The sequence below is a fragment of the Streptomyces sp. NPDC002868 genome (genome assembly GCF_055563295.1).
Genome location: NZ_JBVHDR010000011.1, coordinates 194,499 through 220,660, shown reverse-complemented (window position 1 = coordinate 220,660; position 26,162 = coordinate 194,499). Strand labels below are relative to the sequence as shown.

Genomic DNA, 26,162 nt, shown 5'->3' with positions numbered 1-26,162 from the left:
GCATCAGGCCGATGCCCACGACCATCAGCCCCGCCGCCGCGATCCTGGGACCGCCGAACCGCAGCACGGGGCGGGACCGCACCTCTCGACGTGCCACCGCTACCGGGCCCGCCCGTCGTTGCGTACGCCGACCTCCACATCGAAGGGCTCACCGACGGCGACGTGCGTGGCGGCGCCGTCCGCGGTGAGCGCCGGGCGCTGACCGGTGTCCAGGGTGGTCGCCCGCAACTCGTCGGTATTGCTGCGGATATCTGGTCCGGTGGAGGGCCCGCCCGGCTTCGGCACCAGCCGCAGAGCGCCCGACGTACCCTGCGTGCCCCTCTCCAGGCCGGGAGGCATCATCTCGTGGACCCAGTAGCTGAAGGACGCTTCGCCCACCTGCTCGCCCACGCGGATCCTCAGTGGAGAGCTCAGCCCGTATGTCGTGCCGGGGACCACAGGCGTGGCGATCTCACAGGCAACGGTCTGGTAGCGGAAGCGCTCCTTCGGCTTGGAGTAGACGCAGTTGCTGTGGTCGCCGAGCATCTCAAGGCCGCCCTGGAGGTCCGCAAGAACGATGTGGATGACCTTCGGGGCGCGTCTGCCGACGTTGCGAATCTCCAGGGGCACCTCAAACGTGCCTCCGGCCGCGACGCGCGCGCGGTCCGGAGGCGCGGCGAACACCACCTCAGAGTCCGTGCCTCTCGGTTCCGGCCCGCCGGGCGTCTTCCGCCCTTCCGAACACCCGCCCAGCATCAGGGCCGCGGCGAGAGCCAGGGCGGCGGACCGGGGGGTGGCACTGGTGCGGCAGAGCATGCGGGATCCCCATGGTGTGCGACGGCGTCGTGCACGGTTGGACACGTGCGCTGGCCCAGGGGTTGTACCCGCCCAGCCGCGGAGCTGGGCCATGCGAGCACGTATTCGCAGTGGGACGTCAGCGAGCGTTCAGCACCTGGGCGACCACCGGTCCTGCCGCGTCGCCGCCATGCCCGCCGGACTGCACGACCGCGGCCGCGGCCAGGTCGTCGGCGTACCCGGTGAACCAGCTGTTGGACTTGCCCTGTCCGTCGACCTCCGCGGAGCCGGTCTTGGCGCCCTTGTCGCCGCCGACGCCGGCCATCGCGGACTGGCCTGTTCCGTACTGCGCGGTGGCGCGCATCATTTCGCGCAGCGCCTGTGCGATGGAGCCGGGCAGCGGCTCTGCCTTGGCCAGCTCACGGTTGTCGAGGGACTGCGGGACGATCACCGGCTGGCGGAAGCCGCCGCTCTTCGCGGTGGCGGTGATGGACGCCATGCTGAGGGCGTTCATCGTGATCTTGCCCTGCCCGATGTACGAGGCGGCGGTCTCCGCACCGGCCGACTCGGGCACAGTGCCGTCGACGGAGACGATGCCCGTCTGCCAGTCGAGGCCGATGCCGAAGTACTTACGGGCGGTGTCGCCCAGCGCCGTACCGGCGATGTTCTTCTCGGTGAGGGGCTTGATGGCCTTGATGAAGGCCGTGTTGCACGACCGCCGGAAGCTGTCCTTGAAAGTGCCGCCCTTGATCTCGAACTTCTTGAGATTCTCGAACGTCACCCCCTCCCACGAGACGGTGGGCGGACACTCCACCTTCGCCCCTGGGCCGCCCACGATCCCGTTGTCCATCATCATCGTCGCGGTCACGATCTTCATCGTGGAACCGGGCGCCTGCGCGCCCATCATGGCCGTGTTGTAGCCCTCGGCCGGGCTGTTGGCGACGGCCCTGATCTCGCCCGTGCTGGGCTTCATCGCGACAACCGAGGCGTGGCTGTACTTCTTCACCGCCGTCTCGGCGGCCGCCTGCACATCCGCGTCCAGGGTGGTCTTGAGCGTGCCCTCCTTGCCCTTGGTCAGGGTCAGCAGGGTCTGGTCGGGCGTGGATTCGTTCGTGGAGGTGATGGCCAGTTCGACGCCGGCCGTGCCGCCCGCGTCCTCGCCGTACTTCTTGCGCAGCGAGTCCAGAATCGGCCCGAGCGACGGGTACTTCTCCTTCGTCAGCTCCCGGTCCTTGCGGTCCACGGCCTTGATCGGCGGGGCCGAAGCCTTGTCCGTCCTGAGGGTGGTGCCCTTCGTCAGCTTCGGGTGGACGACGGTCGGCGCCCAGTTGACCAGTGGCCTGCCGGTGGTCAGCCCGCGAACCACGGTCAGCTCGGAGGAGTACGCCCAGGGCTTGCTCTGCCCGTCGTACGTCACCGTCGCCTTGACCGTGAACGGCACCTTGGCGCCGACCGCCTTCCCCGGCGTGATCACGGCCTCGGAGACATGAGCCTGCTCGCGGTACCCGGCGATCAGCGGCTCGGCCTCCGCCGCGTTGTTGGTCAGCTGCGCGGCGTCCGGCGCGTTGCCCCCCGCCCACGCGGCCAGAAAGTCCTTCGCGGTCTTGTCGATCTCATCGGCGTCCGGCGGCCCGGTCTTCTTGGGCGCGGATGCGGACTTGGTGTCCGCGCCGTCCCCGCCGGTCAGCCCGCTGTACAGGTTGTAGCCGCCGTAGCCCACGCCACCGGCGACCACCAGGAATACGCCGCCGACGACGGCGACCTTCGCTCCACTGCGCATCTGTGCAGTCCCCCTCCCCAGGAGCTCCTTGACTGCGCCTATTGAAAAGCGTGTTCAAGGACATGCAACCCGTGCACTCTACGGGACAGGGGTGACAGGAGCGTCGGCCTTTATCGGACCGCGATGCCCTGGCCCGGTTCCAGCAGGTGGGCCTCATCCGCCACCTTGGACTCAGAGGCATCTCCTCGGCGCGGCTGACCGAGGCGCAGACCATCGCCCCGGTCGTCCTTGTGCAGTCGTACAACCAATGGCTCCCCGATGTCAGACACAGGGACGAGCACACAGGCGGTCCGCGCCCCTAGCGTTCGCACCACCCGAGAGGTGAGGGAGCACGTAGCGATGCCCGAGAGCGCAGCGCCACAGCAGTACTTCGTGGTGATCGGCAGCGACATGGCGCGCAGGGTATGCGGTCTGCTGCAGTCGGCCGGACACCTCGTGCGCCACCTCGACCGTCCCACCGACGAGGATCTGCGCCGGGCGCTGCGGCGGGAGGTGGCCGGCGTCGCGGTGCTCCTCGAGGACGACGTCGAGTCCTTGCGCTACGCGCTCGCCGTCGAGCACATCCGCCCCAACGTCAAGCTGGTCGTGACGGTCTTCGACCGGACGGTCGGCGAGCAACTCCTGCGCGTACTCCCGAACTGCCAGGTCACCTCGCCGGCCGATGTCGCCGCACCCGTTCTCCTGGCCGCCTGCCTCCAGCCCGGTCTGCTGAGCCTCACCCGGACACCCGCGGGCCACACAGGCGCCCGCTGGCACGACGACGCTGTGCACCTGGAGCCGTGGCGGCCCCCACGCTCGCTGCGATGCCGGGCCCGGCTGGGCAGGATCCGAGGGCAGCTGCGACCGCACGACGGCAGCTCGCGGATCATGCTGACGGGTCTGGCCGGGCTGCTCACGGTGCTGCTGGCCGACTGGGCCTGGGCCGTGGCATTCCACCACCGCCCGCCCGTCGAGGCGCTGTTCGAAGCAGCGCGAACAGTATCCGCCGTCGGCCCGGCAGCCGCCCATGGCTCGGACACCTATCTGGCGTTCTCTGCCGTCGCGATGCTCGTCACCATTGTTTTCACTGCGGTCTTCACCGCGGGCATGGTCGATCGCCTGCTGGGGCCGCGCGCGGTAGGCATCGTGGGCTCTCGTGCCCTGCCGCGGGCCGGGCATGTGGTCGTCGTCGGGCTCGGACAGGTCGGCCTGCGCCTGTGCACCCAGCTGCAGGCTCTGGGCATCGGCGTGATCGCGGTCGAGCGGAATCCGGCCGCGCCGAACCTGCGCCTGGCCAGGGCGCTGGGCGTGCCCGTGGTCGTCGCCGACGCGACCGACCGGTTCGTGCTGAGCACGCTCGGTCTGCCGCAGGCCCAGGCGCTGGCCGCCGTGGCCTCCGACGACCTGGACAACATCGCCGTATCGGTGGCGGCACTGGCCGTCGCGCCCGAGTTGCGCGTGGTCATGCGCGCGGGCGAGCACGAGGCCATCGCGGAGACCCGCTCCCTGTTCCGGATCGGCGACGTCCACGACCTCAACAGCCTGACCGCCGCGTATACGACCGCGAGCCTGAGCGGGCTGCGGCCGCGGGGCGTCGTGACACACGGCAAGCGGCTGCTCGTGCAGCGCGGGGACGGGGCTTTCGTGCCGTGGCCACTGGCAGACCGCTGCGATCACCCGCAGGAAGGCGACGTCCGCGCCCAGATCGCCGCCGCGCATCTCCCCGGCTGACATCCGACCACCTGGCCGTCAATGTCCCAACAGCCACCGGCTGCCGGGACCTTTGCCGTATCGCCGTCGCCGCGCCGTCGCCGCGCCGTCGCCGCGCTGTCGCTGTGCTCGTAGGGCGAATTCCGCCGCAGATCCGCGACCACGTTTGAGCATGTGTCTGAACAGAGCTCTGGCGGGCGTGACATCTGTCCATGGTGGCCCGGCCGCGTTCGCTCCTACCTTCTGTGTACCCCGATTCCGCGCGCCGGGTCACCCCCCTGGCGTTCCCTACCGTCACGTGTCCTCGCCCCCGGCGGCTCCTTGTACGCGAGCCCGATCGGCCGGGCGGCCGTCCTCACCCGACACGTGGGCACCGGCAACGGCGAGCAGGCTGCGAACAGGCAGACCTGCTGCGCCGGGTCGGCCTTCCGGCCTTCCCCGTGGTCGTAACACACCGTCGTCCCACCCGTGCTCGGCACGTGCACGACCGACAGGCCGGTTTTGCCCCGATCCTTCTCTCTGTAAGGACTGAGCATGAGCGCGCAACCCACAAACACCGACGTGGCTCCGTCACCCCGTGAGAGCAGGCAGACGCCTTCCGCGGACGGCCTCCGTCCCGGGCTCAAGAACCGTCATCTGTCGATGATCGCGATCGGCGGTGTGATCGGCGCCGGCCTGTTCGTCGGTTCCGCCTCCGGGATCGCGGCCGCCGGCCCCGGCATCCTGCTGTCGTACGCCCTGGTCGGCACGATGGTCGTCTTCGTCATGCGGATGCTCGGCGAGATGGCCGCGGCCCACCCCACCTCCGGCTCCTTCTCCGCCTACGCCGACCGGGCACTGGGCCGCTGGGCCGGCTTCTCCATCGGCTGGCTGTACTGGTTCTTCTGGGTCGTCGTCCTGGCCGTCGAGGCCACTGCAGGCGCGAAGATCCTCCAGGGCTGGGTTCCGGCGGTCCCGCAGTGGGGCTGGGCCCTCATCGTCATGGTGGTCCTCACGGCGACCAACCTGGCCTCGGTCGGCTCCTACGGCGAGTTCGAGTTCTGGTTCGCCGGGATCAAGGTCGTCGCCATCGCCGGCTTCATCCTGATCGGCGCTCTGGCGGTGTTCGGCGTACTTCCCGGCTCCGGCCACGAAGCCACGGGCCTGGCCAATCTGACCGGCCACGGCGGGTTCCTGCCCAACGGGCCCGGGGCGATCCTCACCGGCATCCTGATGGTCGTCTTCTCCTTCATGGGAAGCGAGATCGTCACCCTCGCCGCCGGTGAGTCCGAAAACCCGCGACGCGCCGTCACCAAGGCCACCAACAGTGTGATCTGGCGGATCGGCGTCTTCTACCTCGGCTCGATCCTGGTCGTGGTCTCTCTGCTCGCATGGGACGACCCGGCGATCAAGGAGAAGGGCTCGTACGTTGCGGCGCTCGACGCGATCGGCATCCCGCACGCCGGCCAGATCATGAACGTCATCGTCCTCACCGCCGTGCTGTCCTGCCTCAACTCCGGCCTGTACACCGCCTCTCGTATGGCCTTCTCGCTCGGCGAGCGCGGCGACGCGCCCGCAGCATTCGCCCGCACGAACAGCCGCGGTGTGCCGCAGGCCGCCATTGTGGGATCGGTCGTGTTCGGCTTCGTCGCAGTCTTCTTCAACTACCAGTGGCCCGACACGGTGTTCCTGTTCCTGCTGAACTCCTCCGGTGCGGTCGCCCTGTTCGTCTGGCTGGTCATCTGCTTCACCCAGCTGAAGATGCGCGCAATCCTGCTGCGCGAGTCGCCGGACAAACTGGTCGTACGGATGTGGCTCTTCCCGTACTTGACGTGGGCGACCATCGCGATGATCTCGTTCGTCCTGGTCTACATGCTGACCGATGACGCCGCTCGCGAGCAGGTGATCCTTTCCGTACTGGTGGCAGCGCTGGTCGTGGCGACCTCGGTGGTCCGGGACCGACTGCGCACGGACACCAGGCAGGCGCTCACGAAACCGTAGTGCGCCCACCGAACCGCTCGGGCTCGCCCGGACCGGACCTGCCCGAGCGGTACGAAGGGTGACGGCAACGTTGAGAAGCCGTTGTCGTACCGAACAAGATCGTTTGAGTTTCCGCTGAGTGGGCGTGAACTCCGTCTCGGCGAGAGAGACATCGCGGTTGGTCATCGCGCGGGAGACCGTGACCGAGGTGCTGTCCCCGCCCGCCGATGCGCGCGTGCGCCCTCATCGTCGTAGTTGCCGCTACACCGACCGAGTAGCTGCCCTTGCGCCTAGCCGGTGGGCCGGGGCGGCCCAACCATACGAAGGGCTCGCCCGGTCCCGAAGAAGAACGTAGGGAAGGTTGAGTGGCGCGCTGGAGATCCAGTTGGCGGCGGTGGCGGCACACGCGTACGCCGGCCGCCCGGAGCCGGTGGCGGAGCTGACCGAGCGGCTGCGCACACTCCTCGCCGCCCCGCGATACACCCCCGTCGAGCTCCCGGTGTCCGGGACGGTGCTGCACGCCCTCGGCCTGGCCGGAATCGCGTCCGGGGCCACCTCCGCCGTACGGCTGATCGCGCTGGCCGAACGGATGCGGGTACAGCGTGAGTTCCAGCCGACGATGTCCTCGGCCCGCGCCCGGCCGAGGACGCGGACGGGGCGGCGCACGCCGACGCGGTGTCGGAGTACGCCGCCCTGGGGCGGGACGGGCTGCGGGAGGTGGCCCGCGCTCTCCTGCCGGCTACTTCGGGTCGCGGTTGAACTTCGAGGTCGACCAGAAGTAGCCGAGCACCGCGAGGCCCAGGCACCAGGCGACGGCGAGCCACCCGTTGTTGCCGATCTCGCTGCCGAGCAGCAGCCCGCGCAGGGTCTCGATGGCCGGGGTGAACGGCTGGTACTCGGCGATCGGCTGGAACCAGCCCGGCATCGCGTCGATCGGGACGAAGGCGCTGGAGAGGAGCGGCAGCATGATCAGCGGCAGCGCGTTGTTGCTGGCGGCCTCGGCGTTCGGGCTGATCAGGCCCATGCCGACCGCGATCCAGGTGAGCGCCAAGGCGACGAGTGCGACCAGCCCGAACGCCGCCAGCCACTCCAGGGCCGTGGCATCGGTGGAACGGAAGCCGATGGCCACGGCGACGGCGCCCACGAGCACCACGCTCGTGATCGACTGAAGCACGCTGCCGACGACGTGCCCGATGAGCACGGACCCGCGGTGGATCGCCATCGTGCGGAAGCGGGCGGTGATGCCCTCGGTCATGTCGTTGGAGACGGACACCGCGGTCCCGACGACGGTGCCGCCGATGGTCATCATCAGGATGCCCGGGACGATATACGCGATGTACTCGGAGCGGTCCGCGCCGCCGCCGCCGATGCCCGCGCTCATCACGTCGCCGAAGACGTAGACGAAGAGCAGCAGCAGGACGACCGGGGTGAGCAGCAGGTTCAGGGTGAGGGACGGGTAGCGCCGCGCGTGCAGGAGGTTGCGCCGCAGCATCGTGTTCGAGTCGCGCACGGCGAGGGAGAGGGAGCTCATCGGACGGTCTCCTTGGGCTGGTTGGGAAGGTGGCTGCTGCTGCCGCCGGTCAGGGCGAAGAACACGTCGTCGAGGTCGGGGGTGTGCACGGTCAGCTCGTCCGCCTCGATGCCGGCCGCGTCCAGCCAGTCGAGGATGGAGCGCAGCTCGCGCTGGCTGCCGTCGCTGGGGATCTGCAGCGACAGCGCCTCGTCGTCGCGGGTGACGTCGCGCAGGGCGAAGGCGGCGGACTGGTACGCGGACGGGGCGGAGAAGCGGAGCCGGACATGCCCGCCGGGGATCAGCCGCTTCAGCTCTTCTGCAGTGCCCTCGGCTGCGATCTTGCCGTCGTTGAGCACGGCGATACGGTCGGCGAGCTGGTCGGCCTCCTCCAGGTACTGGGTGGTGAGGAAGACGGTGACGCCGCCGGAGACCAGCTCGCGGATGATCTGCCACATGTTGTGGCGGCTGCGCGGGTCGAGGCCGGTGGTCGGCTCGTCGAGGAAGATGATCCGCGGGTTGCCGACCAGCGTCATGGCGAGGTCGAGGCGCCGCTTCATGCCGCCGGAGTAGGTGGAAGCGGGCTTCTTCGCGGCCTCGACCAGGTCGAAGCGCTCGAGCAGCTCGGCGGCGGTGCGGCGGCCCTCGCTGCGGGAGAGGCGGTGCAGGTCCGCCATGAGGAGCATGTTCTCCTCGCCGGTGATCAGGCCGTCGACGGCGGAGAACTGCCCGGTGACGCCGATCGCGGCGCGCACCGCCTGCGGGTCGGCGGCCAGGTCGTGGCCGCCGACGCGTATGTCGCCGGAGCCGGCGTCGGCGGAGATGAGAGTGGAGAGGATCTTGACGACGGTGGTCTTGCCGGCGCCGTTCGGGCCGAGCAGCGCGAAGACGGTGCCTGCCGGGATGCGCAGGTCGATCCCGTCGAGGACGAGCTTGTCGCCGTAGGACTTGCGCAGGCCGACGGTGGAGACGGCGGCGGGCGGCTCCTGGCCGTTGGCGCGCTTGGGCGTGGACATGACAGATGAACGCATGCGACTCTCCCGATCGAAGGCTGGAATGGAGTGAAGGGTGGACTCTCAGGCGCGGGCGCGGGCGCGGCGCACGTCGATGTTGCCCCAGCGGGTCCGGGCGCGGACCTCGACGGTGTCCTCGGTCTTCTCCGGGGGTCCGGAGGCGTCGAGCGTATTGCGCACCTGCCCGCGGCCGGAGCTGACGTCGAGCCAGGCGGCGGTGCCCTCGCGGATGCCGACCTCGATGGCGCCGTAGGAGGTCTCCAACTGGACGGTGCCGCGGGCGACTTCGGCGACGCGCAGGGTGCCGTGGGCGGTGGTGGCGGCGACCGAGCTCTCGGCGCGCTCGATGTCGATGTCGCCGTTGGCGCCGCTCACCCGCAGGTCGCCGGTCGCGGCGCCGACGGTCGTGGTGCCGTGCGAGTTCTTCAGGACGGCGGGACCGTCGACGGTGCCGACGCGCAGGCTGCCGGAGCTGGTGGTGATCTCGGCCATGCCCTCGATCCGGTCGACGGTGATCGAGCCGTGGGAGGCGGTCAGCTGGAGCGGCCCGGTCGTGTCGAGGCGGACGTCACCGGACGAGGTCTTCACTCGGACCTCGCCGAGCCGGCCCTCGCCGAGCACCTGGGTCCAGGCGCCGGTCATGTCGACGCGCGAGCCCGTGGGCAGTTCGACGGTCACGTCGACGGTGCCGGGGCGCCCGAGGGGATTGCGTGGCTTGGGCGTCCTGACGGTCAGGACGCCGCTCGCGTATGTGACCTCGGTCTGGTCGGCCGACCGCACGTCCTGGTCCCGCTTCGGGTCGCGGGGCTGCACCTCGACGACCGTGTCGAGGCGGTCGCCCGCGGTGAACTGGATGGAACCGGCGTGCACGTGGGCGTTGACCGAGATCGGCTGGGGAGTGTCGAAAGAAGGCATGGCTGTACCGTCCTTATGAGTCGTTGAGTCGTCCCCGCTGGTGGGACGTGGTGTGGGTGAAGTGGGGCAGGCGCGGGCGCGGGCTAGCTCACCCAGCCCGTGAAGTTCTGTCCGATGGTGCGGGTCTTCTCCGTCGGCCGCGGCCGCGTGCCGCCGTCGACCGCGGCCGACACGACGCGTACGAGCCATGCGTTGACCGACAGGCCCTCGCTGGCCGCCGCCTCCTCGGCGCGGGTCTTGAGGTGGGCGGGCAGGCGCAGATTGACGCGGGCGGTGCCGCCCTCGTCCGTGTCGGCGGGGACCGGGGCCGGTGCGGGCGCCGGTGCGTCGAGCGGTTCGGTCCGGTCCTCGTGCTGCGGCAGCACCACCACGAAGTCGGGGTCGAGGCCACGCAGTCGTACGTCGACCGAGCCGGGGGCGAGTTCACGGGTGATCTCGTCCGTGGCGGCGGACAGCACATTGAGCAGGGTCAGGCGGGTGGCCGACTCCAGCGGCGCGGTCAGCCGCTCGGCGAGCTCGCGGGCTTCGTCACCCCCGGCTTCGGCGGCCACCGCCAGTTCCCTGCGGAGTGTTTCGACGTACGGCGTGAGGTCCATGGCGCAATAGTGGCACCAATGTGGCGCCCCAGGCAAGTCTGGTGGCACCTTGCGCGAGGTGGACTTGAGGATGGTCGCTCTGACCTGCGGAAACGTGAAGAGGGCGACCTGAGTCATTGTGACGCCATGCGTGCTCATGTGCTTTTTGGAGCACGGAATGGCACCGAGTGGCACCGGACGGCGCCGAACGGTGCCACTCGGCGCCATGTGATGCCATGTGATGTCGCAAGGGGGTGGTCTGCCCCCGCCTCGCGGTCTGCCGCTGGGCCGAGCCCACCCGAGGCGGCACGATCGGGCCCGCCCCGCCTAGCGGGTGTCGAGGTTCGAATCCTCAGGGCAGAGGACAAGACAGCCTGCGCATCAGCTGCCGAGGCGGCAGGGGTGCCGGCTGGTCCGGGGTGATTATTCCGGCCTGTTCCATCCGGCGGAGCTGATACGCCACCGATGAGGTGTTCGACAGGCCGACGCGGCTACCGATCTCGCGAATCGTCGGGCCCTCCGCGTGATCAGCGATCCACTCCGTGATGCACCGAATGATGCTCACCTGCCGCTCGGTGAGGTGATCGGCCATGGGTCTCCCCTTCCTTCTGTGAGCGGACACGCTCGCGCAGCTCCACCCTGGCCGCCGGCGACCGGCCATGATCGGTGCCCCAGAACGGATGCACAGCGAGACGGCAGGACAGCCGCAGCAGACGGCGGCGCAGTGCTGTGTAAGGGACCTGGCGGTCAGCAAGCTCCGCGTAGGTGCGGTTCCAGGCGCGCTGGGCCTCCATCAGGTCGGACGGGAATGAGGTGTGGGCCATGCTCTAATTCAATCATGTGTTCGATTTAAGGCGCATCAGAGACACACGCCTCCATGAAGGTCGATCTGGCTGGCCGACCCGGGCGGAGACGGGACCCGCTTCCTTGCGCGTGCTGAAGCTTTTGAGGCGATTTAGGCTGAGATCCCGGCGGCGGAGGAGGCGGCTCATGCCCAGGCCCGTATGGAGCGGCGCTATCTCGTTTGGCCTGGTCACCATCCCTATCAAGGTGCTGCCGGCCACCGAGAACCGCTCGATCAGCTTCCATCAGTTCCATGTGGAGGACGGGGGGCGGATCCGTACGCGCAAGGTGTGCGAGATCGATGGCGAGCAGCTGCGGGGCGACGAGATCGGCAGGGGTTACGAGGTCTCGAAGGACACCATCGTCGAGGTCACTGATGAGGACCTGGACAGCATGCCGCTGCCGACGGCGAAGGCGATCGAGATCGTCGCGTTCGTGCCTGCTGACAGCATCGACCCGGTGCGGATCGGGGACTCGTACTACCTGGCCGCAGACGGGGCCGTTGCCGCCAAGCCCTACGTGCTGCTGCGCAAGGCGCTGGAGCGCAGCGCGAAGGTCGCCGTCGCGAAGTTCGCCTGGCACAACCGAGAGCGCCTCGGTCTCCTGCGGATCAAAGAGGACGCGATCGTCCTTCACGCGATGCGGTGGCCCGACGAGATCCGCGACCCGGCCGAGCTGACGCCGAAGCCGATCGAGCTGGACGACGAGGAAGTCGACGCCGCGATCCAGCTCATGGAAACCATGGCGACCGACGACATCTCCGGATACACCGACCACTATCGCGAAGCCCTCGAAGAGGTCATCGCAGCCAAGGCCGCAGGGAAGCAGCCGCCCAAGGTGGAGGGCGAGCCGGAACCTGCCGGACAAGTCGTCGACCTGATGTCCGCGCTCAACGCCTCCGTCCAGGCGGCGAAGAAGTCGCGTGGCGAGAGCGGCGAACATGCCACCGTGCATGAAATGCCGAAGAAGCGCACCGCGAAGAAGACAACGGCCACGGCCAAGAAGAGCACGGCGGCCGCCAAGAAGACCACGAGCAAGAAGACGGCTGCCAAGAAGGCCGCCGGCAGAAAGCCGAAGAGCGCCTAGCCTCGGACAGGCGCGCAAGGCGCTCGCTACTGGGCCGTCTGTGGGCCGTCCAGCGGCGGCCCACGACGACCAACGAGGGCCGACAACGACCACGGTGGGCACGACATCTGTGGGAGCCGTTCCCGCCTCGTTGCTGCTAGACCCAGGTGTCCAGCCACATTCTGTTCCGCCAGTCCTCCAACGGGATCGTCGTGCCCGTGTACAGCGGATAGAAGTAGATGAAGTTCCAGATGATCAGCAGCACCAGCACGCCCGCGCCGATCGCCCCGATCGCCCGCCGTCGTTCGTCCGAGCCCGGTGGGCCCAGCATCGCGCCGATCATCATCGCCACCGCCAGGCACAGGAACGGCACGAAAACGACCGCGTAGAACAGGAAGATCGTGCGCTCCTGGTAGAAGAACCAGGGCACCCAGCCCGCCGCGACCGCGCAGGCGATCGCGCCCGCGCGCCAGTCGCGGCGGAACAGCCAGCGCCACAGGATGTAGCAGATCGCGAAACAGGCCGCCCACCACAGCAGCGGCGTGCCCAGCGCCAGGACCTCGCGGGCGCACTTGTCCGCCGCGTCCGACGGGCAGCCGTCCACGCCCGCCTTCGGGTCCTCGTAGAAGTACGAGACCGGGCGCCCCAGGACGATCCAGCTCCACGGGTTCGACTGGTAGGTGTGGCCCGAGGTGAGGTTGACGTGGAACTCGTAGACCTCGTTCTCGTAGTGCCACAGGCTGCGCAGCCAGTCCGGCAGCCAGGTCCAGCTGCCGCCCTTGCCGTCCGTCTGCGCCCAGTTCCGGTAGTAGCCCTTGTCAGTGACGATCCAGCCGGTCCAGGAGGCGATGTACGTGACGATCGCGACCGGCACCGTCGACACGAAGGCCGGTACGACGTCCTTCTTCAGCACCGCCTTGTACGGCTGCACCGCGCCCGCCGTCCGGCGCGCGCCCACGTCCCACGCCACCGTCAGCAGGCCGAACGCGACCATCACATAGAGGCCGTTCCACTTGGTGCCGGCGGCCAGGCCCAGCATCACGCCCGCCGCCAGGCGCCACGGACGCCAGCCGAGCCGCAGGGTCTCTGCGACCGTGGCGTCCGGGCGCAGCAGGCCCTCTTCGTCCGTCGGCAGCGCCGCGGCGAGGCGTCTGCGCGCCCAGTCCCGGTCGATGAGCAGGCAGCCGAAAGCAGCCAGCACGAAGAACATCAGCACCAGGTCGAGCAGCGCGGTGCGGCTCATCACGAAGTGCAGCCCGTCCACCGCGAGCAGCGCGCCCGCCAGGCAGCCCAGGAATGTCGAGCGGAACAGCCGACGGCCGATCCGGCACAGCATCAGCACCGACAGCGTGCCGAGCACGAAGACCATGAAGCGCCAGCCGAACGGCGTGAAGCCGAAGAAGTGCTCGCCGAGGCCGATGACCCATTTGCCGACCGGTGGATGCACCACATAGCCGGGGTCGGTCGGGATGGTGACCTTGTCCGGGTTGGCCAGGATCGCCTTGTCGATGTCCTTCGGCCAGCTGGCCTCGTAGCCCTGATTGATCAGCGCCCACGCGTCCTTGGCGTAGTACGTCTCGTCGAATATCACCGCATCGGGCTTGCCCAGATTCCAGTACCGCAGCACGCCCGCGACGAGCGCGACCAGCAGCGGCCCGCCCCAAGCCGCCATGCGCAGGAGCGGGTTCACCACCGTCGGCGGGATGCCGAAGACCGGCCACACCCGCTCGGAGGGGCGCGTGTATGGCGGCTCCAGGCGTTCGCGCAGCCCGATCACGGGCCGGGGCGCGTAGCCGAATCTGCGCAGCCGCTGCTGCCAGCCGGGCGGCTGTGGATCGGCGTCCTTGCCCTGAAGGGTCTGTGGCGCGGTACTGGTCACCGCGCCATCGTAGGGAACGCGACTGTGCGAGTCGTACGTCCGGTCCTGCGAGGATGGCGTACGTGAACGGAATGCTGGTACTCGCAGGGACTCCCATCGGCGATGTCGCGGACGCGCCGCCCCGGCTCGCCGCCGAGCTGGAGAGCGCCGACATCGTGGCCGCGGAGGACACCCGGCGGCTGCGCCGCCTCACCCAGGCCCTCGGTGTGCACACGCAGGGGCGGGTCGTGTCGTACTTCGAGGGCAACGAGTCCGCCCGTACGCCTGAGCTGGTCGAGGCGCTGGCCGGCGGCGCCCGGGTGGTGCTGGTCACCGACGCCGGAATGCCGTCCGTATCCGACCCCGGCTACCGGCTGGTCGCCGCCGCCGTCGAGAAGAACATCAAGGTCACCGCGGTACCGGGACCGTCCGCCGTGCTGACCGCGCTCGCCCTGTCCGGGCTGCCTGTGGACCGCTTCTGCTTCGAGGGCTTCCTGCCGCGCAAGGCGGGCGAGCGCCTCGGGAGGCTGCGGGAGGTCGCGCAGGAGCGGCGGACCCTGGTGTATTTCGAGGCGCCGCACCGGCTCGACGACACGCTCGCCGCGATGGCCGAGGTGTTCGGCGCCGAGCGCCGCGCCGCCGTCTGCCGCGAGCTGACCAAGACATACGAGGAGGTCAAGCGTGGCGGCCTCGGCGAGCTGGCCGCCTGGGCCGCCGACGGCGTACGTGGCGAGATCACCGTCGTCGTCGAGGGCGCGCCGGAGGCCGGACCCGGCGAGCTCGACGCAGCCGAACTGGTGCGCAGGGTGCGGGTGCGCGAGGAGGCGGGGGAGCGGCGCAAGGAAGCCATCGCGGCGGTCGCCGCGGAGGCGGGGCTTCCCAAACGCGAGGTGTTCGATGCCGTCGTCGCGGCAAAGAATGCGGATCGACCGGCCCCCGCAGACGGTAAAGGTCTATCGTGAAAAGCAAAGCGCAGACCGCGTCCTGGGCCTTGCTGGCATGGGAACGCCAAAGACCACACCAATAATCGACAGGCGCTGATGCGCTCCCGCCGGAATGGGCGTCCACTGAATCAGTGGAGAGGAGCTGGCATGAGTGAGATCACAGGCCCCGCCAAGGTCCACGAGGCGTACGCCTTCGCCTGCATGCGCTGCGGGCACGGTTGGGAGCAGTCCTACGAGATTGAGCACCACATCGACGGCTCGGGCCAGGAATACGTTGTCTACAAGGCCGACGGCCGACGGGTGCCGTCCCCGCTTTCGAGCCCGACCTGCCCCACCTGTGGCGGACATGTCGTACGGATCATGAGGGCGGGACAGGTCTCCTCGGTCCGGGACTCGATCATGAACATGTTCAACCCGAGCCTTGAGAAGAAGACCGTGACGGAGGCCGGGTCGGCGCCCGCCGAGGCCGCCGACCGGCCCGGGCACGCCGCGCGTGCCGATCAGCCTGCGAAGTCCGCGGATCCCGAGCGGTCCGCGGAGCCCGAGCAGTCCACGCAGCCGGAGCCGGCCGCCGGACAGCCGGAGCCGGCCGAAGCGCCTCGCCACTGGCATCTCTCCGACCTTCTGCACCCCTTCAACCGCAAGTGAGGCCTTGGGCGCGGGCCTCGTAGGATCGCGCCCATGAGTTCGAAGTCCGCCCCGCCGCCGCTGCCCGAACCGCTCAGCGTGCCGGTCGCCGATTCGCACACCCACCTGGACATGCAGGAGGGCACGGTCGAGGAGGCGCTCGCCCGGGCCGCCGCGGTCGGGGTGACGGCCGTCGTACAGGTCGGCTGCGACATCAAGGGCTCTCACTGGGCCGCACAGACCGCTGCGGCCCACGACAGCGTGTACGCCGCGGTGGCCCTGCACCCCAATGAGGCCCCGCGCATCGTGCTGGGGGACCCTGACGGGTGGTCGCGGCAGGGGGCCCGCGAGGCCGGTGGCGACAGCGCCCTCGACGACGCGCTGGGCGAGATCGACCGGCTGGCCGCCCTCCCGCAGGTTCGCGCCGTCGGTGAGACGGGCCTGGACTACTTCCGTACGGGCCCCGAGGGCATCGCCGCCCAGGAGCGCTCCTTCCGTGCGCACATCGAGATCGCCAAGCGGCACGACAAGGCCCTGGTCATCCACGACCGCGATGCGCACGCCGACGTGCTGCGGATCCTCGCCGAGGAGGGCGCGCCCGAGCGGACCGTCTTCCACTGCTACTCCGGTGACGCGGAAATGGCCGAAGTGTGCGCGGCCGCAGGCTACTTCATGTCCTTCGCCGGCAATGTGACCTTCAAGAACGCCCAGCCGCTGCGCGATGCCCTCGCCGCCGCCCCGCGGGAACTCGTACTCGTCGAAACGGACGCGCCCTTCCTCACGCCGGCGCCGTACCGCGGACGGCCCAATGCGCCGTATCTCATTCCGGTCACGCTGCGCGCGATGGCGGTGGTGAAGGGGCTCGACGAGGACACGCTGGCCGCGGCGATCTCGGCCAATACGGCGGAGGCGTTTGGTTACTGAGAGGCAGCGGCGGACAGGGTAGCGTCGCGACGCTGCGTAGTCGAATTGCTTTGGAGAGTGACCGAGGTCCGCTAGTGTCCCGGCCCGCAGCGCCATCAGGCGGACCGGACCTTACGGAGCGTCGTGAGCAATTCGCAGGGCAGTCACCATGCCGTACGCGGCGGTCTGAGTGCCGCCACCGGGACAGCAGAGCCGTACGAAGCGCCCGAGACGTCGTACGCGTACGAAGCGCCCGAGACGTCGTACGAGGCCTACCCGCCGCCCCTCGTGCCCACAGCGCCGACGCTGCCGCGCCAGGGCTCGGCTGCGGCCCCGGCCCCGGCCTCGGCAGTCTCCGGGACCGGCGGCCGCGCCGAAGCCCGCCGGGCCGCCCGCCGCCGCAAGGCAGGCGAGACGCCCGACACCCTGCGCCGGCTCGTCCCGCATGCCCTCGTCGTCGCCTTCCTGGCCGGCGGCACCTCGGCGTTCGTCGCCAGTGACAAGGCGGTGCGGCTCACCGTCGACGGCGTACCGCGCACCATGCACACCTTCGCCGACGATGTGCAGGAGCTCCTCGACGACGAGGGGCTCGACGTCAGCGCGCACGACATCGTGGCCCCTGCCCCCGCCGCGGCCCTCGCCAGCGGTGACGAGATCGTCGTCCGCTACGGCCGGCCCGTCACCCTCACCCTGGACGGGCAGCGCCAACGCGTGTGGACCACCGCCCGCACGGTCGACGGCGCACTGCGCCAGCTCGGGGTGCGCGCTCAGGGCGCGTATCTGTCCGTCTCGCGCTCCATGCCGATCTCCCGCGACGGCCTTGCCCTCGATGTGCGGACCGAGCGGACGGTGACCTTCATGGCCGACGGGCGCGAGCACACCATCCGTACGAACGCGGCGAGCGTGCGTGAGGCCCTGGACGAGGCCGGGATCGCGCTGCGCGGCGAGGACACCACGTCCGTGCCGCCCGACAGCTTTCCGCGCGACGGGCAGACCGTCACCGTCATGCGGATCACCGGCACCAGGGAGGTGCGCGAGGAGCACATCGACTTCGACGTCGAGAAGGCAGAGGACCCCTCGCTGTTCTCCGGCACGGAGGTCGTCGTACAGCAGGGCAGACCGGGCGCGCGGCGGGTCACGTACACCCTGCGCACCGTCAACGGCGTCAAACAGAAACCGCAGAAGGTCGCCGAGGAGGTGGTGCGGGAGCCGGTCGTCCAGCGGGTGAAGGTGGGCACCGAGCCGCTGCCGAACTCGGTGGCGGGCGCGGACCGGCTGAACTGGGGCGCTCTCGCGCACTGCGAGTCCGGCGGGCGGGCGGGTGCGGTCGACCCGTCGGGGACGTACGGCGGGCTGTACCAGTTCGACACCGGGACCTGGCGGTCGCTGGGCGGCAGCGGGCGGCCGCAGGACGCGCCCCCGGAGGAACAGACGTACCGGGCGAAGAAGCTCTACGTGCAACGGGGGGCGAGTCCGTGGCCGCACTGCGGCCGTAGGCTGTATCAGTGAGCACCACTGAGCCCGACGCACTCCTCGGCCCCGCCGACATCCGTGAACTGGCCGCAGCGCTGGGCGTACGCCCCACCAAGCAGCGCGGCCAGAACTTCGTCATCGACGCCAACACGGTCCGCAGGATCGTCCGTACGGCCGGGGTGCGCGAGGACGACGTGGTCGTCGAGATCGGCCCCGGGCTCGGGTCGCTGACGCTCGCCCTGCTGGAGGCGGCTGACCGGGTCGTCGCCGTCGAGATCGACGATGTGCTTGCGGGCGCGCTGCCGTCGACGATCCTGGCCCGTATGCCGCAGCGAGCCGCGCGCTTCTCGCTGGTGCACTCCGACGCGATGCTCGTCGAGGAGCTGCCGGGACCGCCGCCGACCGCGCTGGTCGCCAACCTTCCGTACAACGTCGCCGTGCCGGTCCTTCTCACCATGCTGGACCGCTTCCCGACGATCGAGCGCACGCTGGTGATGGTGCAGGCGGAGGTCGCGGACCGGCTCGCGGCGCGGCCCGGGAACAAGGTCTACGGGGTCCCGTCGGTCAAGGCCAACTGGTACGCGGACGTGAAGCGGGCGGGCTCGATCGGGCGCAATGTCTTCTGGCCCGCGCCCAATGTCGACTCGGGACTGGTCTCGCTGGTGCGCCGCGATCCGCCGAAGACATCGGCCACGAAGGCGGAGGTCTTCGCGGTGGTCGACGCCGCGTTCGCGCAGCGGCGGAAGACGCTGCGGGCGGCGCTTGCGGGCTGGGCGGGGTCGCCCGCCGCCGCGGAGACCGCACTGGTCGCGGCGAGGATCTCACCACAGGCGCGCGGCGAGTCCCTGACGGTGGAGGAGTTCGCACGGATCGCGGAGGCCAAGGCGTGAGCGTGACGGTACGAGTGCCGGCGAAGGTCAATGTCCAGCTGGCGGTCGGCGCGGCGCGCCCCGACGGCTTCCACGACCTCGCCAATGTCTTTCTGGCCGTCGGCCTGTACGACGAGGTCACGGTGACACCGGCCGAGTCGCTGACGATCACGTGCTCCGGCCCGGACGCGTCGCAGGTCCCGCTGGACCGTACGAACCTGGCGGCCCGCGCGGCGGAACTCCTCGCCGGCCGCCACGGCATCGATCCCTCCGTCCACATCCACATCGCGAAGGACATCCCGGTCGCGGGTGGCATGGCGGGCGGCAGCGCGGACGGCGCGGGCGCGCTGCTCGCGTGCGACGCGCTGTGGGGTCTTGACTCGCCGCGCTCCGAACTCCTCGCCATCTGCGCCGAGTTGGGCAGCGACGTGCCGTTCAGTCTGGTGGGCGGCGCGGCGCTGGGCACGGGCCGCGGCGAGCAGCTGACCGAGCTCGAGGTCGGCGGAGAGTTCCACTGGGTGTTCGCGGTGGCGGACGGCGGCCTGTCGACGCCGGCGGTGTACGCCGAGTTCGACCGCCTCAACGAGGGCGTCGCGGTCCCCGCCCCGGCCGCGTCCGGGCCCCTGCTCGAAGCCCTCCGCACCGGTGACGCGACGGCCCTGGCGGCGGCCCTGACGAACGATCTACAGCCCGCGGCCCTCTCGCTGCGCCCGTCCCTGGCCGACACCCTGACGGCGGGCACGTCGGCGGGCGCGCTGGCGGCCCTGGTCTCGGGCTCGGGCCCGACGACGGCGTTCCTGACGAAGGACGAGGAGTCGGCGGTGGCGGTGGCGGAGGCGTTGCTGCGCTCGGGCACGTGCAGGGCGGCGAGGGTGGCGGTGTCGCCGGCGCGTGGGGCGACGGTCGTCCGGTACGGGGTTTCTCCCCGACTCCGCCCCTTGCCGTAACTGGGGGCTGCCCCCGGAGCCCCGGTCCTCAGGCGCTGGACGGGCTGAATCCGTGGGCCCCGGGGCCTGCGGGGCGTCCGGGGCGCTGATGCCCGGTCGCAGCCCGGCCCGAGGCCGTGCTGCGACCGGACTCCGGATCAGGCGCCCCGGATCAAGGGGTGTTGATCAGATCGTGCGGGGCACCGTCACCGTGCGGGCGCCGGGCTTACAGCCCAGCACGACCTTGCGGAGCGCGATGTTGTTCTTCAGGTTCTCCTGGAGGCGGTGTTGGGGGTTGGCGATCACCTGGATGTAGTAGGTGCCGTTCGGCAGGCTGGTGACGTCGAACGACTGGCCGCCTATAACCGTCCACGTGTGCGATCGGTTACGGGCGGCTTCGAACGATCTTCCTTGCGGCGGATCCGCCTTCGCCTCCGCGGCCGTGGACTTGGCCTGACGACGGCGGTGGCACCCGTGGCGACTAGGCTGGAGGATCGATCGATCCCCTCATCTGGAGTGTTGATGGCCGTTAACTTGGTCAATGTCGAGGCAGTCAGCAAGGTGTACGGAACACGTGCCCTGCTCGACGGGGTCTCCCTCGGCGTGTCCGAGGGCGACCGCATCGGCGTCGTCGGCCGCAACGGCGACGGCAAGACCACCCTCATCCGGTTGCTCGCCAAGCTGGAGGGGCCCGACACCGGACGGGTCACCCAGAGCGGCGGGCTGCGGCTCGGGGTGCTCACGCAGCACGACTCCCTCGACCCGGCGGCCACCGTTCGGCACGAAGTCATCGGCGACATGGCCGACCACGAGTGGGCCGGCAACGCTCGGATCCGCGACATCCTCACCGGGCTCTTCGGCGATCTGCACCTGCCGGGCTTCGAGCAGGGGCTCGACACGGTCATCGGCCCGCTCTCCGGCGGAGAGCGCCGCCGTATCGCGCTCGCCAAGCTCCTCATCGCCGAGCAGGACCTGATCGTCCTCGACGAGCCCACCAACCACCTCGACGTGGAGGGCATCGCCTGGCTGGCGAAGCATCTGCGGACGCGCCGCTCGGCGCTCGTCTGCGTCACCCACGACCGCTGGTTCCTCGACCAGGTCTGCACACGGATGTGGGACGTCCAGCGCGGCTCGGTCTTCGAGTACGAGGGCGGCTACAGCGACTACGTCTTCGCGCGCGCCGAGCGCGAGCGCATCGCCGCCACCGAAGAGGCCAAGCGGCAGAACCTGATGCGCAAGGAGCTGGCCTGGCTGCGGCGCGGCGCCCCTGCCCGTACGTCCAAGCCGCGCTACCGCATCGAGGCCGCCAACGAGCTGATCGCCGATGTGCCGCCGCCCCGCGACACCAGCGAACTGATGAAGTTCGCCAACGCCCGCCTCGGCAAGACCGTCTTCGACCTGGAGGACGTGACCGTCCAGGCCGGGCCGAAGCTGCTGCTGAAGCATCTGACCTGGCAGCTCGGCCCGGGCGACCGCATCGGTCTGGTCGGCGTCAACGGCGCCGGCAAGACCTCGCTGCTGCGCGCGCTCACCGAGGCCGCCCGCAGCGGCGGCGATGTGCAGCCCGCGGCCGGGCGGATCGCCGTCGGCAAGACGGTGAAGCTGGCTTACCTCTCGCAGGAGGTCGGCGAACTCAACCCCGCCCTGCGGGTGTTGGAGGCCGTACAGCAGGTACGGGACCGCGTCGACCTCGGCAAGGGCCGGGAGATGACCGCGGGCCAGCTGTGCGAGCAGTTCGGCTTCACCAAGGAGAAGCAGTGGACGCCCGTCGGCGACCTGTCCGGCGGTGAGCGCCGCCGGCTCCAGATCCTGCGGCTGCTGATGGACGAGCCGAACGTCCTCTTCCTCGACGAGCCCACCAACGACCTCGACATCGAGACCCTCACCCAGCTCGAGGACCTGCTCGACGGCTGGCCGGGTTCAATGGTCGTCATTTCCCACGACCGGTTCTTCATCGAGCGGACGACGGACAAGACCTTCGCGCTGCTGGGCGACGCCACTTTGCGGATGCTGCCGCGCGGCATCGACGAGTACCTGGAGCGCAGACAGAAGATGATCGAGGCCGCCGCCCCGGCGCCGGCCGCCGCGCCCGCCGCCCCGACGACCGAGAAGTCGGCGGCGGACGTGCGCGCCACGAAGAAGGAACTGCAGCGGATCGAGCGGCAGTTGAACAAGTTCTCCGACCGGGAGACCAGCCTGCACGCCCAAATCGCGGACAACGCCACCGACTTCGAGAAGGTGGCGAAACTGGACGCGGAACTGCGTGAACTGATCGGCGAGCGCGACGAGTTGGAGATGCGCTGGCTGGAGCTGGCCGAGGATGCGTAGAGGCGGCGTGCAGGTCTCGTAACGAGGGCATCACGGGCCGGTCCTCCCTTGGGAACAGGGGTGGACCGGCCCCTCGTTGCAGGGCCCCCGAGTGATAGAAATAAGCCCCGCTCGACTGACTTGATACAGCGGATCCATGTCCGAAACGCTCCTTTCCGGGTCAAGTGCCTGCCGGAATAGCGGGGGAGACCGGCCGGGCAACGGACCGTACGAAGGGGGAAGCGCTGATGACTCAGCCGCCCAGCCAGCAACCGCCGCAGGGAGGCTACGGGGGAGCTCCTCAGGGCCCTCCTCCCGGCGTGCCCCAACCGCCCGCGCAGCCGCCGCAGATGCCGCCCGCTCCCCAGGGCCCGCCGCAGATGCCGCCCACGCCGCCGGCCGACGCGTCGGCTCCGGCACCGGCTCCGGCTCCCGGTTACGGATATCCGCAGACGCCGCCCGGACAGCCCGGCTACGGCTACCCGCAGCAGGCCCCCGGCCAGCCCGGTCCGTACAACCAGCCGCCCGGCCCGTACAACCAGCAGCCGGGTCCCTACTCCGGCTACCCGGCGCAGCCGCAGTACCCGGGCGCGCCCGTCCCGCCCGGCGGCAGCGGCGGCGGCAACTTCTTCACGAGCAAGCCCGGCATCATCATCGCCGCGGCTGTGGCCGGACTGCTGGTGATCGGCGGCGGCACCTGGTTCGCGCTCAGCGGCGGTGACGACAAGAAGGACGACAAGAACGTCAGCAAGAGCGATGACCCCAAGCCCTCCGGCTCGGAGTCCGTCGACCAGGGTGACGGCAGCGGCGACGGCCGCGAGGCCAACGACGACCTGAACGCCGGGCGCAAGCCTGGCGAGGCGAAGGTCATGTTCCTCACGAAGAACGACGTCGACCTGCCGCGCAACGGCGCCGAGGTGTTCGGCCCGTGGGTGGTCGGTGACACCGTCGTCAAGGGCATGTACAAGGAGGTCGTCGGCTACTCGGCGACCGACGGCAAGAAGAAGTGGACCCTGCCGCTCGGCACCGAGATCTGCTCCGCGCCGAGCCAGACCACGGTCGACGGCAAGATTGTCGTGGGCATCAAGGACGGCCTCACCGAGAAGTCCAAGTGCCTCGATCTGCAGATGATCGACCTCAAGACCGGCAAGGCGGGCTGGAAGAAGCCGATACCGAAGGCCAGCGGCGCCTTCAGCTCGCTCTCCGACTTCACCCTGTCGATCAGTGGTAACACCCTTGCTGCGGGTGGCACCGGCAACTCCTACGGCTTCTCGATCGCCGACGGCCGGCAGCTCTTCAAGGGACCCACCGAGGGCTGCAAGCCGTTCGCCTTCGCCGGCGGCCCCAAGCTGCTCGCCGCCGCCAGCTGCCCGACGTCGGACTACAACAAGCCCAAGCACCAGCTGTCGGAGGTCGATCCCACCACCGGCAAGGCCAAGTGGACGTACAACGCCCCCGCCGGCTGGGAGATCGACAAGGTCTACTCCGCCAGCCCGCTCGTCGTCTCCCTGACGCAGCGTGAGCCGAAGAAGTGGTCGATCGTCGCGCTCAAGGACAACGGCACGCTGCGCTCGCAGATCGACGGCGGCAAGGACAAGTTCCAGCCGCGCTGCGGCGGCGCGTTCGTGATCTTCGGCCAGAACCTCGAGGGCTGCACCGGTGTTGCCGCCGACGCCACGAGCTTCTACATGGCCACCGAGACCGCCTACGGCACCGCCAACGAGGTCGTCGCGTTCAGCCTCGACACCGGCAAGGCCAAGTGGCGTTCGTCCGCCGACGGCAAACGCCAGATGACGCCGCTGCGCACGGAGGACGGGAACGTTCTCGTCTACATGAACGCGTCGTACGACGCGGGCGGTGCGGTCGCCACGATCGCGCCGACGGGTGGCGCGCCGAAGGTGCTGCTGCAGCACCCGGCCTCGACCGCCCAGATCGAGAGCTCCTTCTACTCCCCGAAGTTGGTGTACTCGGACGGCCGGTTGTTCATCGCCAGCGGCCGGGTCAGCGCCGGCAACGACGCGGAGGAGAAGGAGACGAAGACCATGATGGCCTTCGGCAAGTGACGCGTCCTGAGCCTTCCGACCCACTTCCTTTCTCCACGCATCCTTTCGAGGTAAGCACGCCATGACGCAGCCGCCACCGCCGCCGAACCAGCCCCCGCAGGGAGGGTTCGGGGCGCCCCAGGACCCTCCGCCGGGAGGCTTCGGAGCCCCCACGCCCCCGCCCCCGCAGAACCCTTCGTACGGCTATCCGCAGACGCCGCCGCCCGCTCAGCCTCCGCAGGGCCCGCCGCCGGGACAGCCCGCTTACGGCTACCCGCAGGCACCGGGTCAGGCACCGGGTCAGGCACCGGGTCAGGCGCCCGGTCAGCCCCCCAACTACGGCTACCCGCAGGGTCCGCCGCCTGCCCAGCCGGGCTACGGCTACCCGACCCAGCCCATGCAGCCGCAGCCTCAGTACATGCCGCCCCAGCCCGGCGGCCCCGGCAGCGGCGGCGGTAAGAAGCTCAGCACGCAGATGCAGATCATCATCGCGGCGTCCCTCGCCGTGGTGCTGATCGTCGCCGGCGGCATCTGGTACGCCTCCTCCAACGACGGTGGCGGCGGCAAGAAGGACGAGAGCAAGAACAGCTCGGACGCCGGGCCCGCGGGCTCCACCGGCGGCGACAGCGGCGGCAAGGCCGCCGATGGCCCCGGCAAGGAGAAGGCGCCCGCGAACGTCAACTCCAAGGTGGCCTTCCAGCTGCCGGAGCCCGCGCGCACCGACATCACCAGCGTCAAGGGCTCCTGGGTCACCGACAAGGCCTACGTCAAGCCCGGCGTGAACTCCCTCGTCGGCTACGACGCGGCCAAGGGCACCCCGCTGTGGACCCTTTCGCTGCCGGGCCAGATCTGCGCAGCGTCCCGCCATGTGTCCGAGGACAACAAGGCCGCGATCGTCTACGAGGCCACCAAGCGGGTCCCGCCGAAGAACTACCAGCCGTGCACCGAGGTCGGCGTCGTCGACCTCAGCGCCGGCAAGCTGCTGTGGAGCAAGTCCGTCAAGGGCACGTCCCGGGGCGACGAGAAGATCAGGTTCAGCGAGGTCACCCAGAGCGGCACCACGGTCGCCGCGGGCGGCACCGACGGCGGCGCGGCCTTCGACCTCACCAGCGGCGGCGTCCGCTGGAAGCCCACGGCCAACGCCGAGGGCTGCTACGACATGGGGTACGGCGGCGGCCCGGCGCTCGTCGCGGTCCGCAAGTGCGGTTCGTACGACAGCCCGCAGGTCATCATCCAGGGCCTGAACCCGGACAACGGCACCCCGGCGTTCTCGTACAAGATGCCGGCCGGCGTGGAGTACGCGAGCATCCTCTCCAGCAAGCCGCTGGTCGTCGCCGCAGACGTCGGCGACACGGGCTCGGGCGGTATCTCGGACTTCTTCTCGCTCGACGACAAGAGCGGGACGCTGCGCGCCAAGATCCCGGCCACGGGCGACAAGTACCAGGCGCGGTGCGGCTCCACCGAGGTCGAGACCTGCCAGAAGGCCGTCGTCGGCAACGGCCGGCTGTATCTGCCGACCGCTGACCACGAGGGCACCGGGGAGTACGGCGACACCAACGAGATCGTCTCCTTCGACCTCGCCACCGGAAAGCCGACCAGCGGCCGGGCGGACGCGGGCGACCGGTACACGATGTTCCCGGTGCGCATGGACGGCGGCAACCTCATCGCCTACAAGTGGCCCCCCTACGACAAGGGCGGCCAGGTCGTCAGCATCGACGGCAGCACCTTCAAGCAGACGGTCCTGATGGAGAATCCGGCCGACAAGGCGGTGCGGGAGGCGGAGACCAGCTTCTCCTCGGACCACGCCGAGTACCGCTATGCCAATGGGCGGCTGTATGTCGGGGCGGTTCTGATGAGCAAGCCGTCGTCTTCCTCGTCGTCCTTCGGGAAGAAGTACCTGGCTGTCGCCTTCAGCACGGCCGACTGATTTCCGGACAACTGGGCAGGTGGCCCGGCACATCGGTTTTCCGATGTGCCGGGCCACGGCCATAAGTAGCCCTGTTTGGAGAAGAATTCGGCACTCTGGGGGGCTTTTGCCGAGTTAGGGGAGCGCGATGTCGAACAAGCGTGTAGCTTGCCGGGGCAGGAGG

20 protein-coding genes and 2 pseudogenes are annotated in these 26,162 nt (G+C 69.8%); 13 read left to right on the top strand and 9 right to left on the bottom strand.

The genetic code is table 11. The annotated features are described in order from the left end of the window. Nucleotides 1-99: 99 nt before the first annotated feature. Both ACZ3H8_RS29535 and ACZ3H8_RS29530 read right to left on the bottom strand, forming a co-directional pair. Entirely contained in the window at nucleotides 100-609 is a 510-nt protein-coding gene (locus ACZ3H8_RS29535) for a hypothetical protein (protein ID WP_467407077.1), read from the bottom strand. A gap of 304 nt (nucleotides 610-913) precedes the next feature. After that, nucleotides 914-2,554 (bottom strand): penicillin-binding transpeptidase domain-containing protein, encoded by a 1,641-nt coding sequence (locus ACZ3H8_RS29530; protein WP_467407074.1) that lies wholly within the window; start codon nucleotides 2,552-2,554, stop codon nucleotides 914-916. Between the two features lie 339 nt (nucleotides 2,555-2,893). Between ACZ3H8_RS29530 and ACZ3H8_RS29525 the strand changes: the two genes are divergently transcribed. From ACZ3H8_RS29525 to ACZ3H8_RS29515, 3 genes and pseudogenes are all read left to right on the top strand, one after another. After that, on the top strand, nucleotides 2,894-4,264 hold the full coding sequence (locus ACZ3H8_RS29525) for an NAD-binding protein (protein ID WP_467407072.1): 1,371 nt from the start codon (nucleotides 2,894-2,896) through the stop codon (nucleotides 4,262-4,264). Nucleotides 4,265-4,777: 513 nt separating this feature from the next. Then, a complete protein-coding gene (locus ACZ3H8_RS29520; RefSeq protein WP_467407070.1) occupies nucleotides 4,778-6,223 on the top strand; it encodes an amino acid permease in 1,446 nt (481 codons plus the stop codon). Between the two features lie 349 nt (nucleotides 6,224-6,572). Beyond that, a pseudogene (locus ACZ3H8_RS29515) lies at nucleotides 6,573-6,961 on the top strand (AfsR/SARP family transcriptional regulator); the annotation flags it as partial. On the opposite strand, the gene ACZ3H8_RS29510 reads toward ACZ3H8_RS29515, so the two are convergent. From ACZ3H8_RS29510 to ACZ3H8_RS29490, 5 genes are all read right to left on the bottom strand, one after another. Continuing rightward, the gene (locus ACZ3H8_RS29510; protein WP_467407068.1) at nucleotides 6,942-7,733 is read right to left on the bottom strand and encodes an ABC transporter permease; all 792 of its coding nucleotides are present in this window, start codon (nucleotides 7,731-7,733) and stop codon (nucleotides 6,942-6,944) included. The pseudogene ACZ3H8_RS29515 and the gene ACZ3H8_RS29510 sit on opposite strands and share 20 nt — an antisense overlap. Then, nucleotides 7,730-8,743, bottom strand: coding sequence for an ATP-binding cassette domain-containing protein (locus ACZ3H8_RS29505; RefSeq protein ID WP_467407067.1), 1,014 nt, complete (start codon nucleotides 8,741-8,743; stop codon nucleotides 7,730-7,732). Before ACZ3H8_RS29505 ends, ACZ3H8_RS29510 begins: the two co-directional genes overlap by 4 nt. A gap of 45 nt (nucleotides 8,744-8,788) precedes the next feature. After that, the gene (locus tag ACZ3H8_RS29500) at nucleotides 8,789-9,640 is read right to left on the bottom strand and encodes a DUF4097 family beta strand repeat-containing protein (RefSeq protein WP_467407065.1); all 852 of its coding nucleotides are present in this window, start codon (nucleotides 9,638-9,640) and stop codon (nucleotides 8,789-8,791) included. An 83-nt stretch (nucleotides 9,641-9,723) separates the two neighbouring features. Continuing rightward, nucleotides 9,724-10,236: a toxin-antitoxin system HicB family antitoxin gene (locus tag ACZ3H8_RS29495; RefSeq protein ID WP_467407063.1), complete on the bottom strand. Its 513-nt coding sequence runs from the start codon at nucleotides 10,234-10,236 to the stop codon at nucleotides 9,724-9,726. Nucleotides 10,237-10,567: 331 nt separating this feature from the next. Continuing rightward, entirely contained in the window at nucleotides 10,568-10,807 is a 240-nt protein-coding gene (locus tag ACZ3H8_RS29490) for a LexA family protein (RefSeq protein ID WP_467407061.1), read from the bottom strand. A 398-nt stretch (nucleotides 10,808-11,205) separates the two neighbouring features. Here ACZ3H8_RS29490 and ku point away from each other — a divergent pair, with 398 nt between their 5' ends. Continuing rightward, entirely contained in the window at nucleotides 11,206-12,144 is a 939-nt protein-coding gene (gene ku / locus ACZ3H8_RS29485) for a non-homologous end joining protein Ku (protein WP_467407060.1), read from the top strand. A gap of 136 nt (nucleotides 12,145-12,280) precedes the next feature. On the opposite strand, the gene ACZ3H8_RS29480 is transcribed toward ku, so the two are convergent. Then, entirely contained in the window at nucleotides 12,281-14,002 is a 1,722-nt protein-coding gene (locus ACZ3H8_RS29480) for a dolichyl-phosphate-mannose--protein mannosyltransferase (protein WP_467407058.1), read from the bottom strand. A gap of 53 nt (nucleotides 14,003-14,055) precedes the next feature. Here ACZ3H8_RS29480 and rsmI point away from each other — a divergent pair, with 53 nt between their 5' ends. The 6 genes from rsmI (at nucleotide 14,056) to ACZ3H8_RS29450 (ending at nucleotide 19,744) form a co-directional block, all read left to right on the top strand. Further along, nucleotides 14,056-14,943 carry a 16S rRNA (cytidine(1402)-2'-O)-methyltransferase gene (gene rsmI, locus ACZ3H8_RS29475; protein ID WP_467407057.1) on the top strand — a complete coding sequence of 296 codons (888 nt, stop codon included), beginning with the start codon at nucleotides 14,056-14,058 and terminating at the stop codon, nucleotides 14,941-14,943. A gap of 129 nt (nucleotides 14,944-15,072) precedes the next feature. Next, the gene (locus tag ACZ3H8_RS29470) at nucleotides 15,073-15,573 is read left to right on the top strand and encodes a hypothetical protein (protein WP_467407055.1); all 501 of its coding nucleotides are present in this window, start codon (nucleotides 15,073-15,075) and stop codon (nucleotides 15,571-15,573) included. A gap of 33 nt (nucleotides 15,574-15,606) precedes the next feature. Further along, a complete protein-coding gene (locus tag ACZ3H8_RS29465) occupies nucleotides 15,607-16,476 on the top strand; it encodes a TatD family hydrolase (protein WP_467407054.1) in 870 nt (289 codons plus the stop codon). Nucleotides 16,477-16,599: 123 nt separating this feature from the next. Continuing rightward, nucleotides 16,600-17,964, top strand: a complete 1,365-nt coding sequence (locus ACZ3H8_RS29460) for a ubiquitin-like domain-containing protein (protein WP_467407052.1) — start codon at nucleotides 16,600-16,602, stop codon at nucleotides 17,962-17,964. Continuing rightward, on the top strand, nucleotides 17,961-18,818 hold the full coding sequence (gene rsmA / locus ACZ3H8_RS29455; protein ID WP_467407051.1) for a 16S rRNA (adenine(1518)-N(6)/adenine(1519)-N(6))-dimethyltransferase RsmA: 858 nt from the start codon (nucleotides 17,961-17,963) through the stop codon (nucleotides 18,816-18,818). The genes ACZ3H8_RS29460 and rsmA overlap by 4 nt, the downstream gene beginning before the upstream one ends. Then, a complete protein-coding gene (locus ACZ3H8_RS29450) occupies nucleotides 18,815-19,744 on the top strand; it encodes a 4-(cytidine 5'-diphospho)-2-C-methyl-D-erythritol kinase (protein WP_467407050.1) in 930 nt (309 codons plus the stop codon). The genes rsmA and ACZ3H8_RS29450 overlap by 4 nt, the downstream gene beginning before the upstream one ends. Nucleotides 19,745-19,895: 151 nt before the next feature. On the opposite strand, the pseudogene ACZ3H8_RS29445 reads toward ACZ3H8_RS29450, so the two are convergent. Continuing rightward, nucleotides 19,896-20,080, bottom strand: a pseudogene (locus ACZ3H8_RS29445) (lysyl oxidase family protein); the annotation flags it as partial. A gap of 165 nt (nucleotides 20,081-20,245) precedes the next feature. Here ACZ3H8_RS29445 and ACZ3H8_RS29440 point away from each other — a divergent pair. From ACZ3H8_RS29440 to ACZ3H8_RS29430, 3 genes are all read left to right on the top strand, one after another. After that, a complete protein-coding gene (locus ACZ3H8_RS29440; protein ID WP_467407048.1) occupies nucleotides 20,246-22,051 on the top strand; it encodes an ABC-F family ATP-binding cassette domain-containing protein in 1,806 nt (601 codons plus the stop codon). 227 nt (nucleotides 22,052-22,278) lie between these two features. Next, nucleotides 22,279-24,093: an outer membrane protein assembly factor BamB family protein gene (locus ACZ3H8_RS29435; protein ID WP_467407047.1), complete on the top strand. Its 1,815-nt coding sequence runs from the start codon at nucleotides 22,279-22,281 to the stop codon at nucleotides 24,091-24,093. Nucleotides 24,094-24,154: 61 nt separating this feature from the next. Further along, on the top strand, nucleotides 24,155-25,999 hold the full coding sequence (locus ACZ3H8_RS29430; RefSeq protein WP_467407045.1) for an outer membrane protein assembly factor BamB family protein: 1,845 nt from the start codon (nucleotides 24,155-24,157) through the stop codon (nucleotides 25,997-25,999). Nucleotides 26,000-26,162: the final 163 nt, after the last annotated feature.

Bases quoted from the DNA above. Each gene is read 5' to 3' on its own strand.
- ACZ3H8_RS29530 (WP_467407074.1), bottom strand. From the start codon at position 2,554: ATGCGCAGTGGAGCGAAGGTCGCCGTCGTCGGCGGCGTATTCCTGGTG.
- ACZ3H8_RS29525 (WP_467407072.1), top strand. From the start codon at position 2,894: ATGCCCGAGAGCGCAGCGCCACAGCAGTACTTCGTGGTGATCGGCAGC.
- ACZ3H8_RS29520 (WP_467407070.1), top strand. From the start codon at position 4,778: ATGAGCGCGCAACCCACAAACACCGACGTGGCTCCGTCACCCCGTGAG.
- ACZ3H8_RS29510 (WP_467407068.1), bottom strand. From the start codon at position 7,733: ATGAGCTCCCTCTCCCTCGCCGTGCGCGACTCGAACACGATGCTGCGG.
- ACZ3H8_RS29505 (WP_467407067.1), bottom strand. From the start codon at position 8,743: ATGCGTTCATCTGTCATGTCCACGCCCAAGCGCGCCAACGGCCAGGAG.
- ACZ3H8_RS29500 (WP_467407065.1), bottom strand. From the start codon at position 9,640: ATGCCTTCTTTCGACACTCCCCAGCCGATCTCGGTCAACGCCCACGTG.
- ACZ3H8_RS29495 (WP_467407063.1), bottom strand. From the start codon at position 10,236: ATGGACCTCACGCCGTACGTCGAAACACTCCGCAGGGAACTGGCGGTG.
- ACZ3H8_RS29490 (WP_467407061.1), bottom strand. From the start codon at position 10,807: ATGGCCGATCACCTCACCGAGCGGCAGGTGAGCATCATTCGGTGCATC.
- ku (WP_467407060.1), top strand. From the start codon at position 11,206: ATGCCCAGGCCCGTATGGAGCGGCGCTATCTCGTTTGGCCTGGTCACC.
- rsmI (WP_467407057.1), top strand. From the start codon at position 14,056: ATGGCGTACGTGAACGGAATGCTGGTACTCGCAGGGACTCCCATCGGC.
- ACZ3H8_RS29470 (WP_467407055.1), top strand. From the start codon at position 15,073: ATGAGTGAGATCACAGGCCCCGCCAAGGTCCACGAGGCGTACGCCTTC.
- ACZ3H8_RS29465 (WP_467407054.1), top strand. From the start codon at position 15,607: ATGAGTTCGAAGTCCGCCCCGCCGCCGCTGCCCGAACCGCTCAGCGTG.
- ACZ3H8_RS29440 (WP_467407048.1), top strand. From the start codon at position 20,246: ATGGCCGTTAACTTGGTCAATGTCGAGGCAGTCAGCAAGGTGTACGGA.
- ACZ3H8_RS29435 (WP_467407047.1), top strand. From the start codon at position 22,279: ATGACTCAGCCGCCCAGCCAGCAACCGCCGCAGGGAGGCTACGGGGGA.
- ACZ3H8_RS29430 (WP_467407045.1), top strand. From the start codon at position 24,155: ATGACGCAGCCGCCACCGCCGCCGAACCAGCCCCCGCAGGGAGGGTTC.